Consider the following 13,494-nt stretch of genomic DNA (forward strand, 5'->3'; position numbering starts at 1 on the left):
AATGGATTGCGCTGCGGCGAAGGGCGGCGGATGATCCTGCGCAACGCGCGGATATCGCGCCTTCGAAGCGGAGTAAGCGATGCGGACGAGTTTGCGACTGGGTCTAGTGGCAATGGCGGCAATGCTAGGCGGAAGCGATCTCGCCTCGGCGCAGACGGCGAAGATCAAGCTCGGCTACGCCAAATGCGCGCACTGCCTGCCGATGTCGCTGATCCCAGGCATGGCCAAGGGCGTCGAGGTCGAGGCCACCGGCTTCAACTCGGGGAATGACGTTCTCACCGCCTTGATATCGAAGAGCATCGACGTCGCGCAGGTCACCTATCTCCACTACATCACCGCGCTCGATAAAGGCTTCGATGTCGTTGCCGTGTCCGGACAGATCAATGGCGGCTCGGAATGCCTGTCCTCCGTGAAGCTGAGCCTGCCGCCCGAGGACTGGGCCACGTTCAAGGCGACCGTTGCGAAGGCGAAGAGCGGCGGCCAGCCGCTGAAGGTTGCGGCTTCCCGCGGCAATGCGCAGGACATCCACATGCGCGGGGCGTTCCTCAAGCAGGGCGTTGATCCCAACAAGGACGTTCAGTTCATCAACATCCCCAATCCGTCCGATCATCTCGCAGCACTCCAGCGCGGCGAGGTCGATATGATCTGTTCGGTCGAGCCGTTTGCATCGCAGATCCGGCTCGCCGGTGCCGGCAAGCACTTCGTGCTGCCGTATGAACAGGCCGCAGGCAATTTGACCAATTTGATCGTCACCCGCTCCGACGTGATCGCGGGCCAGCGCGCCGGCGTCCAGGGCGTTGTCAGCGCCGTGGTCGAACTCGACAACAAACTGATTGCCGACAAGGCGCCGTGGGTCGACGTCATCAACAAGCTCACCGGCCTCGACAAGACGGTCGCGACCGAGGCGCTGAAAAATGCATCGCCCGATCCCGCGATCCATCGTTCGCAGACGCTGGCGATCGCGGCGATGATGCGCGACCTCAAGTACATCTCCAAGGACGTCTCCGCGGAAGCGGAGAAGAACATGGACTATTCGTTCCTGGAAAAGGCCACGGGAAAGGCCAAGAATGACCTCGGTTACTGACGTCTCGCCGGCGCGGCCGACGTTCCGGCTGACGCGAGCGTTCCAGGGGCTCGAACGCCTCGTCGTCCCCGCGCTGCTGATTGCGGGCTGGGAGGCGTTTGCCCGCAGTGGCCTGCTTCCATCCGCGCTGCTGCCCGCGCCGAGTGCGGTGCTGCATGCGCTCGGCGACTGGGTGTTCGGCTTCGACGAGACCACTCAGACCTATTCCGGCCACTGGCTGCGCGACGCACTCGCCAGCGCTCTTCGCGTCTTTGGCGGCTTTGCGCTGGCAAGCGCGCTCGGCATCGTTGCCGGGGTCGCGATCGGCTGGTCGCGCCTGTTCGAGAAGATGTTGGAGCCGACATTGCAGATGCTGCGCCCGATCCCGCCGGTGTCCTGGATTCCGCTCGCCATCATCTGGTTTGGGATCGCCGACAAGCCGGCGATCTTCCTGGTCTTCCTCGGCGCCTTCTTTCCGGTGCTGATGAACAGTATTCATGGCGTCAAGACCGTGGACCACAATCTCGTGCGGGCCGGCGCGATGATGGGCGCCAACGGTCGGCAGATGCTGACCGACATCGTGCTGCCGGCGGCGTTGCCGTCGATCTTCGCTGGGCTGCGCATCGCGGTCGGCTCGGCCTGGATGCTGACGGTCACGGCCGAGATGGTCGCGGTGAAGAGCGGCCTCGGCTACGTGCTCTGGGATTCCTACTACTTCCTGCGCTACGACATCGTCCTCTCGGCGATGATATCGATCGGGCTGCTCGGCTATCTCTCCGACCTCGGCCTCAAGGCGATCATGGCGCGCACGCTGCGTTGGCAGCAGACAACCACCGTGCAGGGCAGGGCGGGCTGATGGCGGCAATCGAGCTTCGCAACATCGTCAAGGTGTTCTCCGATAAGCGGCGCGGCCGCGACCTGCTGACGCTGGACAACATCAATCTCGACATCGAGGCTAATGATTTCGTCTGCCTGCTCGGCCCGTCGGGCTGCGGCAAGTCGACCCTCCTCAACATCATCGCCGGCTTCGAGCAGGCGACCTCCGGCCGCACGCTGGTGGATGGCAAGCAAGTGGAGCGGCCCGGTTCGGACCGTGGCGTGGTGTTCCAGCAGCCGACTCTGATGCCGTGGCTGACGGCAATCGACAACATCGCCTTCCATCTCAAGCTCAAGGGCGTCGCCAAGGCCGAGCGGCACCACCGTGCCATGGAGTTCATCGATCTCGTCGGCCTGCGCGGTTTCGAGCATCATCATCCCGCCGAAATGTCGGGCGGCATGAATCAGCGCGTCGGCATCGCCCGCGCACTGTTGATGAACCCGAGCGTCATCCTGATGGACGAGCCGTTCGCGGCGCTGGATGCCCAGACCAAGCTCGAAATGCAGGAGGAACTGGTCGCGATCTGGCAGAAGCGCCGCTGCACCATCGTGTTCGTCACCCACAGTGTCGACGAGGCGCTGGTGCTCGGCAACAAGATCGTGGTGATGACCAGGCGGCCGGGGCGGATCCGGGAGGCCGTCAATTTCGACCTGCCGCGCCCGCGCGATATCACCAGCCCCGAGTTCAACGACGCAAAGCGCCACATCCTGTCCCTGATCCGCGAGGAGTCGACGCGCTTTGCTCAGGCGTCGTAAGGTTTCGGCATGCGCAAGCGTCTCGGCATGATCACGCCGTCCTCCAATTCGGTGCTTGAGCCCGTCACCAGCGCCATGCTGGCCGGCGCTCCCGGCGTCACTGCGCATTTCTCGCGCTTCCGCGTCACGGAGATTGCGCTCGACGCCGCCGCACTGAACCAGTTTGACGTATCCGTGATGCTTCCGGCCGCGGAATTGCTGGCCGATGCCAAGGTTGACGCCATCGCCTGGAACGGCACCTCCGCGAGCTGGCTCGGGATCGGCCGCGACAGAAGCCTGTGCGAAGCGATCGCGGCGCGCACGGGTATCCCCGCGACAACGTCCACGCTTGCCTGCATTGACGCCGCTCGCGCGCTCGGCGCCAGACGTGTCGGATTGGTCTCGCCCTACACCGATGACGTGCAGCAACGCATCGTGGACGTCTGGGCCGGGGAGGGAGTCGCGCCGCATGCCGAGCGGCATCTCGGCTTGCGCGACAATTTTTCTTTCGGCGAGGTCACACCTGCGACGATCGCCGAGATGATCCGGGCCGTGGCGGCGGAGGGTGCCGACGCGATCGTCATCCTCTGCACCAACCTCGACGGCGCCGCGCTGGCGGCCACGCTGGAGCGGGAGCTGGACATCGCCGTGCTCGACTCGGTCGCGGTGACGCTTTGGCGATCCCTCGGCCTCGCCGGCGGCGACATGACGGCCCTTGCGCAATGGGGCCGGATCTTCCAGACAATGCCAGCCATCAAGTGACGGAGGCCTCAGTGACGCAGCTCGATCTCGCCATTCGCGGCGGCACCATCGTGACGGCCAGCGACGAGTTTCGCGCCGATATCGGCGTTCGTGACGGCCGTATCGTCAGCATTGCAGACAGCATCGAGGGCGCGGCACGCGAGATCGATGCGACGGGATTGCTCGCGCTGCCGGGCGGCATCGACAGCCACGTCCACATCTCCCAGCCGTCGGGCCCCGATGTGGTGATGGCCGACGACTTTGCCTCGGCGACGCGCGCGGCTGCTGCCGGCGGCAACACCATGGTGCTGCCCTTCGCGCTCCAGGAGAAGGGCACCTCCCTGCGGACCTGCGTCGAGAACTACCGCAAGCTTGCCGAAGGCGAGTGCTATATCGACACGGCGTTCCATCTCATCATTTCCGATCCGACTGCGGTCGTGCTCGGCCAGGAGCTGCCGGCTCTCGTCAAGGACGGCTATACCTCGTTCAAGGTGTTCATGACTTATGACGACCTCGTGCTCAGCGACAAGCAGCTGCTCGAGGTGTTCGAGGTGGCGCGCCGCGAGGAGGCGCTGGTCATGGTCCATTGCGAGGGCTACGACGCCATCCGCTTTCTCACCAGCAAGCTGGAACGTGAAGGCCATATCGCGCCCTATTATCACGGCACCTCGCGGCCCCAGGCCGTCGAGCGCGAGGCGACGCATCGTGCCATCAGCCATGCCGAGGTGATCGGCGTTCCCATCATGATCGTGCACGTCTCGGGCCGAGAGGCGATGGAGCAGGTGCGCTGGGCCCAGCAGCGCGGCTTGCCAGTGCATGCGGAAACCTGCCCGCAATACATCACGCTGACGGCCGAAGACATGAAGGGCCTGAACATGGACATATCAGGCGCGAAATATGTCTGCTCGCCGCCGCCGCGCGACGTCGAGAGCCAGCACGCGATCTGGGAGGGCATCACGACTGGCGTGTTCCAGACCTTCTCGTCCGATCACTGCCCGTTCCGCTATGACGATCCCAAAGGCAAGCTGACGCCGAATGCGCGCACCTCGTTCCGCTGGGTGCCGAACGGTATCCCCGGCGTCGAGACCCGGCTGCCGATCCTGTTCTCCGAGGGCGTCTCGAAGGGACGCATCACCCTGCAAAAGTTCGTCGAGCTGACCGCGACCAACCACGCCCGGATCTACGGCCTCTATCCGCGCAAGGGCTCGGTCGGCGTCGGCTTTGATGCCGACATCGTTCTCTGGGATCCCAAATTGAAGAAGCCGATCCGGCAGGCCGATCTGCATCACGGCTCGGACTACACGCCATGGGAAGGCTTCGAGGTCACGGGATGGCCGGTGACGACGATCGCCCGCGGCCAAGTGGTCTATCACCAGGGTCGGATCGTCGGCGCCAAGGGGGCAGGTAATGTGCTGAGCCGGGGCAAGTCGAGCCTGCTCTGATCCAGCTCGATGCGCCGTCAGGCGGAGTTCTAGAAGGTCGTGGCCATTGCAGCGAGGCGTTGATGGGCTCTTTTACGGGCGGCATCGATCGGCTGCTGAGGTCCGGTGGTTGGACCGATCAGAACGAAACGGACATTGTTGATGCCGATGAAGCGCAGGATTTCCCGTAAGTAAGGCGTTGCCATATCGGTGCGGCCGCGGTTCATGCCGGTGGAAAAATCGCTGCCGCTGGCGAGGATTACAAGTGTCGGCCGATCCTGCAGCAGTGGGAAATATCCCTGCGACGGATCGAAGCGAAAGGTGAGCCCGGGCTGGACGATGATGTCGAACCACTGCTTGAGCTTGTAGGGGATGCCGAAGTTCCACATCGGGGTCGAGATCAGAACGCGATCGGCAAGCGAAAAACGCAGCGCCATTCGCTCGGCCTCGGCGAAGCTGTCGCGTTGGGTGTCGTTGAAGGCCTGAGCCTTCATGCGTGCATATTTGGCTTCGACGATCGGGCCCGTGAATTCCGGCATCCGCTCGCGCCAGATGTCCATGACGTCGACGTCCCAATCCGGGCGCGCCTGGCGAAATCCGTCGAGAAAGATGCGCGCCCCGGCACTCGACTCGGAATCGGCGCGGGGCGAGCAGGTCAGATGCAGCAGCTTCGCCACAGCTCATCCCAGCGCTCTGATGACGGTATCGGCCCTGGTCACGACCGCGACGTTCTGCATGGCAAAATTGATCGAGGCATTGTGCCAGTCGGAATTCATCGTCGAGCAGCAATCCTCGGGCACGATCATGAAATAACCCTTGTCAGCACCGGTGCGAGCGGTGTGTTCGACCGACATGTTGGTCCACGCGCCGGTATTGATGATCATGTCGCGGCCGGTGGCCTTGAGAATCGTCTCCAGCCGCGTGCCTTCCCAGGCGCTCATGCGCATCTTCTCGACGACGAAATCGCCCGGCCGCGGCTCGAGGCCGGAGACAGGCGATGCGCCCCAGCTTCCGCGCACCATCGCCTTGCTATCGACGAGGCCCTCGAACAATGGTGCATTCAGCGTGACGCCGGGGGCGCCGGGCTCAACGACGAACCAGACATGGATGATGGCGACACCGCGGGCGCGTGCGGCCTCCGCCAGACGTCGCACATTCTCCACGACATGCTGTTGCTTTGCATGACCCGGCGCGCCTGACTCGGCGAAAGCGCCGCCGTCCATGATGACGTCGTTCTGAAGATCCTGGATGATCATGGCGCAGCGCTGCGGATCGAGCCGCATCTCGCCTTCGGTCAGAACAGGCGAGGCTGGCGATGAGCTCGGGCCTGCTCCGCCGCCGGTGCGCCTGCCGCTCATGTAGGGCTCGTGGCGGGGCCCGACCCTGGTCGGGATTGCGTACACTGAATGCGTCGAGGTGAGATAAAGCGTGCGGAAATCCGGCCCGCCCCAGGCAAGATTGGCGACCAGCTCCGGCACGCGGACCTTGCCGAGTAGTTCGGCGCGCGGCGAATAGACCCAGACGCCGCCGGGTGCAGTGACCCAGATATTGCCGTGCTGGTCGCACTTCATGCCATCGGGCAGCCCGGATTCGAGTTCGGACTTGATGCCACTCGCAAACACCCGTGCATTCGAGAGCGAACCGTCGTTGTTGACGTCGAATACGCGGATCAGGGCTTGCACGGTGTCGTTGACATAGAGCAGCTTCTCGTCCGGCGAGAAGCACAGCCCGTTCGGCTGATCGAACAGGTTTCGCTCCACCACAAGCTTCGGTTCGCTGCCGGGCACGACCCGATAGACGCCCTGGAAGCCGAGCTGGCGCGGCCGCTCGACGCCATAGACAGGCATCCGCCCGTACCAGGGATCCGAGAAATAGATCGCGCCCGAAGAGTGCACGCAGAGATCGTTCGGGCTGTTGAGCTCCTGGCTGCCAAAATGCGAGGCCAGCACCTCGCGTCGTCCGTCGGGGCGTTCGCGGACCAGCGACGATGTCGCGTGCTCGCAGACGATCAGGTTGAGCTCGGCGTCGTAGGTCATGCCGTTGCATTTGTTCGACGGGCGCTTGACTTCGACGACGCCCCGTCGAGCATCCCAGCGCCGGCGCACATCGCCCGGCATGTCCGAGAACAACAGATAATGATCGACCGGATGCCAGATCGGCCCCTCCGTGAAATCGAAGCCGGTGCCGATCTGTGCGACCGGTGCATAGGGGTCGATCAGGTTGTCGAACTCGCTTCGCAACGTCACATGCGTCATCGGTTGATCCTCGACAACATCAGGCCGGGAACCAGTTGCGCTCGGGCAGCGACTGCACGATCGGGCCCGGGACCTGATCGTGCAGACGTCCCACGACATTGCCGCCTTCGATCTTGGCGGGGCGGTCGTGGACCGGGAGCAGGTAGCGCGAGCTGCTCAGCAGCTTCTTGATCGCCGCCTTTTCCGCGCGCTTGCTGGTGCCGTGGTTGCCGGTGGTGCGCGGCTCCCAATCGTGGATTTCATGGAAAGGGGTGACGATCTGGTCGTTGAAATCGTAGATCACGTCGCCGCAGATGGTGGCGATGCCGTCGGCGGTCTCGACGATGATGTTCATCGAGCCCTCGGTGTGCGCATTGGCGGCGTCGCAATAGACGCCAGGCATCAGCTCGATCGGGCCGGTGATCTCGAGGTCCAGGAAGCGCAGCGCGCTCTTGGTATGCAGGCGGTCGATCAGGTGCTTGATGTCGGGGGCCGGATATTGCGGATGCATCAGGCCGGAGACGGAATATTCGAGCTCCTTGCGGTTGAGCACGACGGTCGTGTTCATCGGAAACAGATCGTCCTTGCCGGCATGGTCGATGTGCAGATGCGTGTGGCAGACGAAGCGGACGTCGCCCATGCGCACGCCGTGGCGCGCGAGCTGGTTCTCGATCATGTTCTCATGGTACTGAAGCCCCCGCATGCCCAGCGTCTCCATGATCTGGTTGGAACGATAGCCGGTATCGACCACGACCGGATATTTGCCGCCGAGGATCAAAAAGCCGAGCGTGAGGACGCGGCGGGTGCGGCCGCAGTCGCGGCCGAGCACCAGGAAGCTCGATTCCAGTTCGATATCGCCGTAGTCCAGGATCTTGATCTCCAGCGCCATTCGGTTTCCTCCTGCCTTGCTTCTTTTCTTTCAAAGCCGATACACGCGCGCCGCGGTCGCGCTGAAGATCGCGTCTTGTTGCGCGGGACTCAGCGGCGCGGCAGCCGCGCGAAACGCGCCAACCAGCTCGCGATAGCTGGTCCACAATTTCTCGATCGGGAAATTGGAGCCGAACAGGCAGCGCTCGGCGCCGAAGATCGCGACGGTGTCGGCGAGCACGGCGGCGATGTGCGCGGGATCGTTGCGATGGATGAAGGTGCCGAGACCTGAGAGCTTCGAGACCACGTTCGGACAGGCCGCAAGTCGCGCCATGCCGGCGCGCCAGGCGCTGCGGCCAGACGGTGAGAGGTCCTCCAGCATGCCGGCATGCTGGAGGATGAAGGTCACCTCTGGACAAGCGTCGGCCAGCTCCGCGGCCTCCGGCATCTGTGGCGTGAACACCTGCAGATCGAAGCTCCAGCCGTAGTCGGCGAGACGCGCGACGTTGCGGCGGATCATGGGGTCGGCGCAAAGATCCGAGCGAGCCGCAAAGCGGTAGAGCGGGTTCTCGTGCCAATGCAGCTGCATGCGCACCCCGCGCAGCAGTGGATAGCGTCTGAGGCGGTCGAGCTGCGGGCGCACGTCGTCGGCTGCGAAGTTGGCGTAGGCGACGATGGCGTGCGGCCAGCCGTGCTCATCGGCCGTCTGCTGCACCCAGGCAGCCTCGTCCTCGAAACGGTCATTGGCCCAGTTGGTCTGGACGTAGACGGAGCGGGTGACGCCGGTGCCCTTGAGGTCGTCGAGATATTCCTGGATCGGATAATCGCGCCGGATCGGCTCGTAGGGGCCGAAGATGCGGGGCTGCATGGGGCCGGTCAGCCAGGGCAGATCGGCCTGCCGCCAGATGTGATGATGGCCGTCGACAATATCGTTCACGCCGCTCTCCTTCCCAGGGCCAGTACATGGGCGACGATCGAGGCGCTCGATCCGCCGTCCACGAGATCGTCGACGAAGCGCTCGATCGCGACCAGCGCTTCGGTCTGCGGGCGGAAGCCGGGGCCTGTCGCGAGGGGCGTCAGCCAGCTCAGGCGCCAAGCCCGCCGCGACAGTTTCGCGACGGCGTCGCGAAGGGCGTCCGGTTCGCCGCGCTCGAGTCCGTCGGACAAGATGACCACGGCGGCGCCGCGGGCGTAGCCGCCGAACCGCGGGACCGCGAGAAAGGCTTGCAGCGCGTCGCCGATGCGGGTGCCGCCGTCCCAATCGCTGACGAGATGCGCTGCCGCATTCAGCGCCTGCTCGCGGCGTTTCAGCCGCAGCGCGCGGGTGACACGGGTCAGCCGCGTGCCGAAGGTGAAGACCTCGACGTTCGGAGCGGCCTGCACCAGTGCGTGCGCGAGCTTCATGTTCTCTTCGGTGCGGGTCTTCATCGAGCCGGAAACGTCGATCAGCAGCAGGATTTTTCTCGGGCGCTGACGCCGCTTCAAATGGCCGAGACGCAGGATCTCGCCATCGCTGCGGACGCTGTCGCGCAAGGTGCGGCGGAGATCGGCGAAGGGGCCGCGGCGTGCCCGCATGCGGCGGTGCCCGCGTCGCCGCGGCAGGCGGCGAGGGGCCTCTCGTGCCAGGCGCCGGAGCGCATCGATCGTGGAGAGTTGGGCGAAGCGCCGCTCGACCAGCGCCTCGGCGCGCGTCGCGGCAAGGCCGGACTCATTGGCATCGTCGGAGAGCAGGGGCTCCTCGTCGCCGCGACCTTCCTCCTGGAGACGGACGGTCTCGTCGTCCTCGCCGTCTTCGGCATGCTCGATCGCCTCGCTGCCGCGGAAATGGAGGTCGAACAGCCGGTCGAAGGTGGCGCGGCGCTCGGGCGGCGGGGCGAGGGTGGCGAGCGCAGATTGCCTGATGTCGGCGAGGTCGCGCGGGCCCAGCAGTGCGATTGCGGTAAGAAATGCGGTGGTCTGCTCCGGCGCAATGGCGAAGCCGTTGACGCGCAGCAGCGCGGCGAAGGAAACGAAGATGCGGGCAGCGCGCGGAAGCTGCAGCTCGGTGCTCATGCGGTCGCCTCCGCGAGCATGGCATCGAGCCGGGGTGCGATGAAGTGCAGGTCTTCCTCATCCTTCAGCGCTACGCCGATCGAGCGTTTGAAGGCGTCCGGCCAGCGCGCGCCGCCCCTGTTGAGGAGCGTCGCGGCCTCGGCCCAATCGACAGCCTCGGCGATGCCGGGCGCCTTGCTCAGCGGCTCGCGCCGCAGTTTCTCGACGGCGGCGACGACGGCGCGCGCCGTGGTTTCGGCGACGCTGGAAGCGCGCATCATGATGATCCGTGCCTCCCGTTCGGCGGTAGGATAATCGATCCAGTGATAGACACAGCGGCGGCGCAGAGCTTCGTGCAAATCGCGTGTCCGGTTCGAGGTCAGCACGACCACGGGACGCTCGGCCGCGCGGATCGTGCCGCGCTCGGGGATGGAGATCTGGAAGTCCGAGAGGAATTCGAGCAGGAAGGCTTCGAACTCCTGATCGGCACGGTCGATTTCGTCGATCAGGAGCACGGTGGAATCGGGCGCGCGGAGCACCGCCAGCATCGGCCGTTCGATCAGGAAGGCTTCGCCGTAGATGTCGATACTGTCGTCGCCGGCCTGCCGAATCGCGAGCATCTGGCGCGGATAGTTCCATTCGTAGAGCGCAGCGGAGGAGTCGATGCCTTCGTAACATTGCAGGCGGATCAGGCGCCGGCCGAGTACGGCCGCAATGGCCTTCGCGGCTTCAGTCTTACCGACGCCGGGTGCACCCTCGAGCAGCAGCGGCTTGCCAAGTGCGAGTCCGAGATAGGCCGCGGTCGCAAGACCCTCGTCGGCAAGGTAGTAGGCTGCCCGAAGCGCCTTCTCCAGCGCTTCGGGGCTATCGATGCCGGCAATGTTGCTGCGAACCGCCATTGGCTGGCCTCAGCGCCTTGCCTGCGGCCGCGCGCCGCCCTGGGCCTTGATCGCTCGCAGCACCTTTTCGGGCGTGATCGGCAGATCGTCGATCCGAACGCCGACGGCGTTGAAGATCGCATTTGCGACCGCCGGCAGCACCGGATTGGCGCACATCTCGCCGGGGCCCTTGGCCCCGAACGGCCCGTCGGGCGCGGGACGTTCCAGCACCGCGATGTCGTGCGGGCAGATGTCGCCGGGACCGGGCATCAGATATTCGACGAAGTCGCGCGGCCCGTGAGCTGGATCGGGGTAGTAGGGTTCTGGCGTCTCGTAGAGTGCGTGACTAACGCCCATCCAGGCGCCACCGACTAGCTGCTGCTCGACCAGGCGCGGGTTGAGCGCACGGCCGAGCTCATAGGCGGAGTCCATCCGGACCATTGCGACCTCGCCGGTCTCGTCGTCGACCTCGACCTCGGCGACGAGGCAGGCATGGGCATAACATGTTGCCGGCGACATCTCGCCGGTCTCCGGATCGACATTGGAGAGGGGGACGAGAAAGATGCCGCGCCCGGAGATGGTCTTGCCCTGCTTGAACTGTGCGGCGATCGCGACGTCCTTGGTCGAGATCGAGCGGTGCGGGGCGCCCTTGACGTGGATGTTGCCGCGGCCGTCGGGTTCGAGATCGGCGGCGTTGACCTCGAGCTCCTCGGCCGCTGCCTCCATCATCACGCCGCGCGCCTCGCGCGCCGCAGCCATCACGGCGTTGCCGACGCGATGGGTGCCGCGCGAGGCGAACGAGCCCATGCAGTGCGGGCCGGTGTCGGAATCGGCGGTGTCGACGTAGACGTCCTCGACGGGCACGCCCAGCGTCTCCGCGCAGATCTGCCGCGTCACCGATTTCATGCCCTGACCGAGGTCGATCGACGACAAAGCCACCGTGAATTTGCCGCTCGGATTGGAATGCACCAGCGCCTGGCTGGGATCGCCGCCGAGGTTCATGCCGATGGGATAGTTGATCGACGCCATGCCGCGTCCGCGATGCCGGGTCATCTCAGCGTCTCCTTGTACCAAACACGGAGGAGAAGCGGGTCGCGCCATGCGATGGCGTGGCCGGCCGCGGCGGGGGAGGTGGTGGCGCCGGCGGAGGTGGCTCGCGCGGCGGTTCGCGGGTGACGGTGGGCGGGAGCCGATCGTAGCTGGTGCGCTGCTGTGCCGGAGCCGTCGCCCTCGCACGCGCATCCGCCGGCGTTGGCGGGATCACGGCGCGGCTGCCGCCGCCGTCCTTGCGTGAGGACGCGCGCCTGAACTCGTCGCGGATCGGCCATTTGGCCTTTTCCGCGGCGACCTGCACGCATTCGATCAGCGCCGTGTTCTTGGCCTCGCGCCGGTGCGCCTTCATGTCGCCGTCGCGATAGGCGTTGAGGATGCGGAACTCCATCGGGTCCATGCCGACGAGGTTTGCCAGCTTGTCCATCTGGCATTCGATCGCAAAGTCCATCGCTGTGACGCCGAAGCCGCGCATGGCGGTTGCCGGCGTGCGGTTGGTGAAGACGCAATAGACGTCTCCATAGACGTTTGGGATCGTGTAGGGACCAGGCAGATGTGCGGCGCATTTCACCGCGGCATAGCTGGAGAGCCGCGTATAGGCACCGCTGTCGAAATAGGCGCGGATCTTGCGCGCGACGATGCGGCCGTCGCGCATCACGCCGTCCTTGATGTAGATGCGCTCGGCGCCGCGTGGCGGGCCGTACTGCATCTCCTCCTCGCGCCCGAACACGTAGCGGACGGGACGTCCGGTCAGCATCGCGCCGAGGATCGCAAGTGGCTCGGTCAAGGTGTCCACCTTGCCGCCAAAGCCGCCGCCGACGGTGCCGCCGATGAAGTGGAAGGTGTTGGAGGGCACGTCCAAAATCTTGGCGCAGGTGTCGACCGAGAAGAACAGCGCCTGCGTCGAGGTGTAAACCACGTAGCGGCCGTTGGTGTCGGGCGCCGCGATGGCGCCATTGGTCTCGGTCGGCGCGTGCTCGATCGGCGACATCTGGTAGCGCTGTTCGAGCACGTGGTCGGCGGTCGCAAGGGCCGCATCGGCATCGCCGAAGCGAAGGCGCTGGTGATCGTAGACGTCATGATAGATGAAGGCGTTCTTCGGATAGGTCTCGTTGACCACCGGCGCGCCCGGCTTGAGCGCGTCCTCGACGTCGAATACGGTCGGCAGCGGCTCGTAGTCGATCCGGACCTTGGCGATGGCTTCGAAGGCCTCGCGCTCGCTGTCGGCGACGACGGCAAGGATCGGCTCGCCCTTGTAACGCACCTTGTCGACCGCAAGCGACGGCTCGTCGTCCCTCCCGAAGTTGATGAGGCTGAGCAGCGTGTTGAGATTGCGTGGCACGTCGGCGCCGCGGATGATGCGCCGTACGCCCCCCGAGCGCTCCGCTTCCGTGGTGTCGATGCGACGCAGTCTCGCATGCGCTTGAGTCGAACGCACGACCTTCAGATGCAGCATGCCTTGCAGCTTGTGGTCGCCAAAATAGCTGGACGTACCCGTGACATGGCCGAGCATGTCCTGGCGCTGGGTGCCCTTGCCGATTTCATTCAGGTTGTCGTCGCGCTCGTCGGCGAAGATGTCTTTGCGCAGTTCCAGCATG

13 protein-coding genes are annotated in these 13,494 nt (G+C 65.1%); 5 read left to right on the forward strand and 8 right to left on the reverse strand.

What is annotated here, in order from left to right:
- Nucleotides 1-79: 79 nt before the first annotated feature.
- Genes ACSHT2_RS33075 through hydA form a run of 5 tightly spaced genes read left to right on the forward strand, consistent with a single transcriptional unit; the run spans nucleotide 80 to nucleotide 4,857 of the window.
- Entirely contained in the window at nucleotides 80-1,084 is a 1,005-nt protein-coding gene (locus ACSHT2_RS33075; protein WP_440639185.1) for an ABC transporter substrate-binding protein, read from the forward strand.
- The gene (locus ACSHT2_RS33080) at nucleotides 1,068-1,919 is read left to right on the forward strand and encodes an ABC transporter permease (protein WP_440639186.1); all 852 of its coding nucleotides are present in this window, start codon (nucleotides 1,068-1,070) and stop codon (nucleotides 1,917-1,919) included. The genes ACSHT2_RS33075 and ACSHT2_RS33080 overlap by 17 nt, the downstream gene beginning before the upstream one ends.
- Nucleotides 1,919-2,695 (forward strand): ABC transporter ATP-binding protein, encoded by a 777-nt coding sequence (locus tag ACSHT2_RS33085; RefSeq protein ID WP_440639187.1) that lies wholly within the window; start codon nucleotides 1,919-1,921, stop codon nucleotides 2,693-2,695. The genes ACSHT2_RS33080 and ACSHT2_RS33085 overlap by 1 nt, the downstream gene beginning before the upstream one ends.
- Before the next feature lie 9 nt (nucleotides 2,696-2,704).
- The gene (locus tag ACSHT2_RS33090) at nucleotides 2,705-3,436 is read left to right on the forward strand and encodes a maleate cis-trans isomerase family protein (protein ID WP_440639188.1); all 732 of its coding nucleotides are present in this window, start codon (nucleotides 2,705-2,707) and stop codon (nucleotides 3,434-3,436) included.
- Nucleotides 3,397-4,857 carry a dihydropyrimidinase gene (gene hydA / locus ACSHT2_RS33095; RefSeq protein WP_440639189.1) on the forward strand — a complete coding sequence of 487 codons (1,461 nt, stop codon included), beginning with the start codon at nucleotides 3,397-3,399 and terminating at the stop codon, nucleotides 4,855-4,857. The genes ACSHT2_RS33090 and hydA overlap by 40 nt, the downstream gene beginning before the upstream one ends.
- Nucleotides 4,858-4,886: 29 nt before the next feature.
- Here the strand turns inward: hydA and ACSHT2_RS33100 are convergent, their stop codons facing one another.
- The 8 genes from ACSHT2_RS33100 to ACSHT2_RS33135 are packed head-to-tail and all read right to left on the reverse strand — an operon-like array spanning nucleotide 4,887 to nucleotide 13,493.
- A complete protein-coding gene (locus ACSHT2_RS33100) occupies nucleotides 4,887-5,513 on the reverse strand; it encodes an FMN-dependent NADH-azoreductase (protein WP_440639191.1) in 627 nt (208 codons plus the stop codon).
- Between the two features lie 3 nt (nucleotides 5,514-5,516).
- Nucleotides 5,517-7,091, reverse strand: a complete 1,575-nt coding sequence (locus tag ACSHT2_RS33105; protein WP_440639192.1) for an isochorismatase family protein — start codon at nucleotides 7,089-7,091, stop codon at nucleotides 5,517-5,519.
- Between the two features lie 19 nt (nucleotides 7,092-7,110).
- Entirely contained in the window at nucleotides 7,111-7,959 is an 849-nt protein-coding gene (locus ACSHT2_RS33110; RefSeq protein ID WP_061882122.1) for an MBL fold metallo-hydrolase, read from the reverse strand.
- A gap of 30 nt (nucleotides 7,960-7,989) precedes the next feature.
- Complete coding sequence (locus ACSHT2_RS33115; protein ID WP_440639193.1) at nucleotides 7,990-8,874, reverse strand: amidohydrolase family protein; 885 nt, start codon at nucleotides 8,872-8,874, stop codon at nucleotides 7,990-7,992.
- Nucleotides 8,871-9,989: a vWA domain-containing protein gene (locus ACSHT2_RS33120; protein ID WP_440639194.1), complete on the reverse strand. Its 1,119-nt coding sequence runs from the start codon at nucleotides 9,987-9,989 to the stop codon at nucleotides 8,871-8,873. Before ACSHT2_RS33120 ends, ACSHT2_RS33115 begins: the two co-directional genes overlap by 4 nt.
- Nucleotides 9,986-10,867 (reverse strand): AAA family ATPase, encoded by an 882-nt coding sequence (locus ACSHT2_RS33125; protein WP_440639196.1) that lies wholly within the window; start codon nucleotides 10,865-10,867, stop codon nucleotides 9,986-9,988. Before ACSHT2_RS33125 ends, ACSHT2_RS33120 begins: the two co-directional genes overlap by 4 nt.
- Nucleotides 10,868-10,876: 9 nt before the next feature.
- A complete protein-coding gene (locus ACSHT2_RS33130; protein ID WP_440639197.1) occupies nucleotides 10,877-11,899 on the reverse strand; it encodes a xanthine dehydrogenase family protein molybdopterin-binding subunit in 1,023 nt (340 codons plus the stop codon).
- 1 nt (nucleotide 11,900) lies between these two features.
- On the reverse strand, nucleotides 11,901-13,493 hold the full coding sequence (locus ACSHT2_RS33135) for a xanthine dehydrogenase family protein molybdopterin-binding subunit (RefSeq protein WP_440639199.1): 1,593 nt from the start codon (nucleotides 13,491-13,493) through the stop codon (nucleotides 11,901-11,903).
- Between the last annotated feature and the right edge of the window lies 1 nt (nucleotide 13,494).

It is taken from the genome of Bradyrhizobium sp. PUT101 (genome assembly GCF_052043945.1).
Taxonomy (GTDB): Bacteria; Pseudomonadota; Alphaproteobacteria; order Rhizobiales; family Xanthobacteraceae; genus Bradyrhizobium.

What these genes read in the sequence shown, in the direction of transcription:
- ACSHT2_RS33090 (WP_440639188.1), top strand. Translation starts at nt 2,705, where the DNA reads ATGCGCAAGCGTCTCGGCATGATCACGCCGTCCTCCAATTCGGTGCTT.
- ACSHT2_RS33075 (WP_440639185.1), top strand. Translation starts at nt 80, where the DNA reads ATGCGGACGAGTTTGCGACTGGGTCTAGTGGCAATGGCGGCAATGCTA.
- ACSHT2_RS33125 (WP_440639196.1), bottom strand. Translation starts at nt 10,867, where the DNA reads ATGGCGGTTCGCAGCAACATTGCCGGCATCGATAGCCCCGAAGCGCTG.
- hydA (WP_440639189.1), top strand. Translation starts at nt 3,397, where the DNA reads ATGGGGCCGGATCTTCCAGACAATGCCAGCCATCAAGTGACGGAGGCC.
- ACSHT2_RS33135 (WP_440639199.1), bottom strand. Translation starts at nt 13,493, where the DNA reads ATGCTGGAACTGCGCAAAGACATCTTCGCCGACGAGCGCGACGACAAC.
- ACSHT2_RS33105 (WP_440639192.1), bottom strand. Translation starts at nt 7,091, where the DNA reads ATGACGCATGTGACGTTGCGAAGCGAGTTCGACAACCTGATCGACCCC.
- ACSHT2_RS33110 (WP_061882122.1), bottom strand. Translation starts at nt 7,959, where the DNA reads ATGGCGCTGGAGATCAAGATCCTGGACTACGGCGATATCGAACTGGAA.
- ACSHT2_RS33120 (WP_440639194.1), bottom strand. Translation starts at nt 9,989, where the DNA reads ATGAGCACCGAGCTGCAGCTTCCGCGCGCTGCCCGCATCTTCGTTTCC.
- ACSHT2_RS33130 (WP_440639197.1), bottom strand. Translation starts at nt 11,899, where the DNA reads ATGACCCGGCATCGCGGACGCGGCATGGCGTCGATCAACTATCCCATC.
- ACSHT2_RS33085 (WP_440639187.1), top strand. Translation starts at nt 1,919, where the DNA reads ATGGCGGCAATCGAGCTTCGCAACATCGTCAAGGTGTTCTCCGATAAG.
- ACSHT2_RS33080 (WP_440639186.1), top strand. Translation starts at nt 1,068, where the DNA reads ATGACCTCGGTTACTGACGTCTCGCCGGCGCGGCCGACGTTCCGGCTG.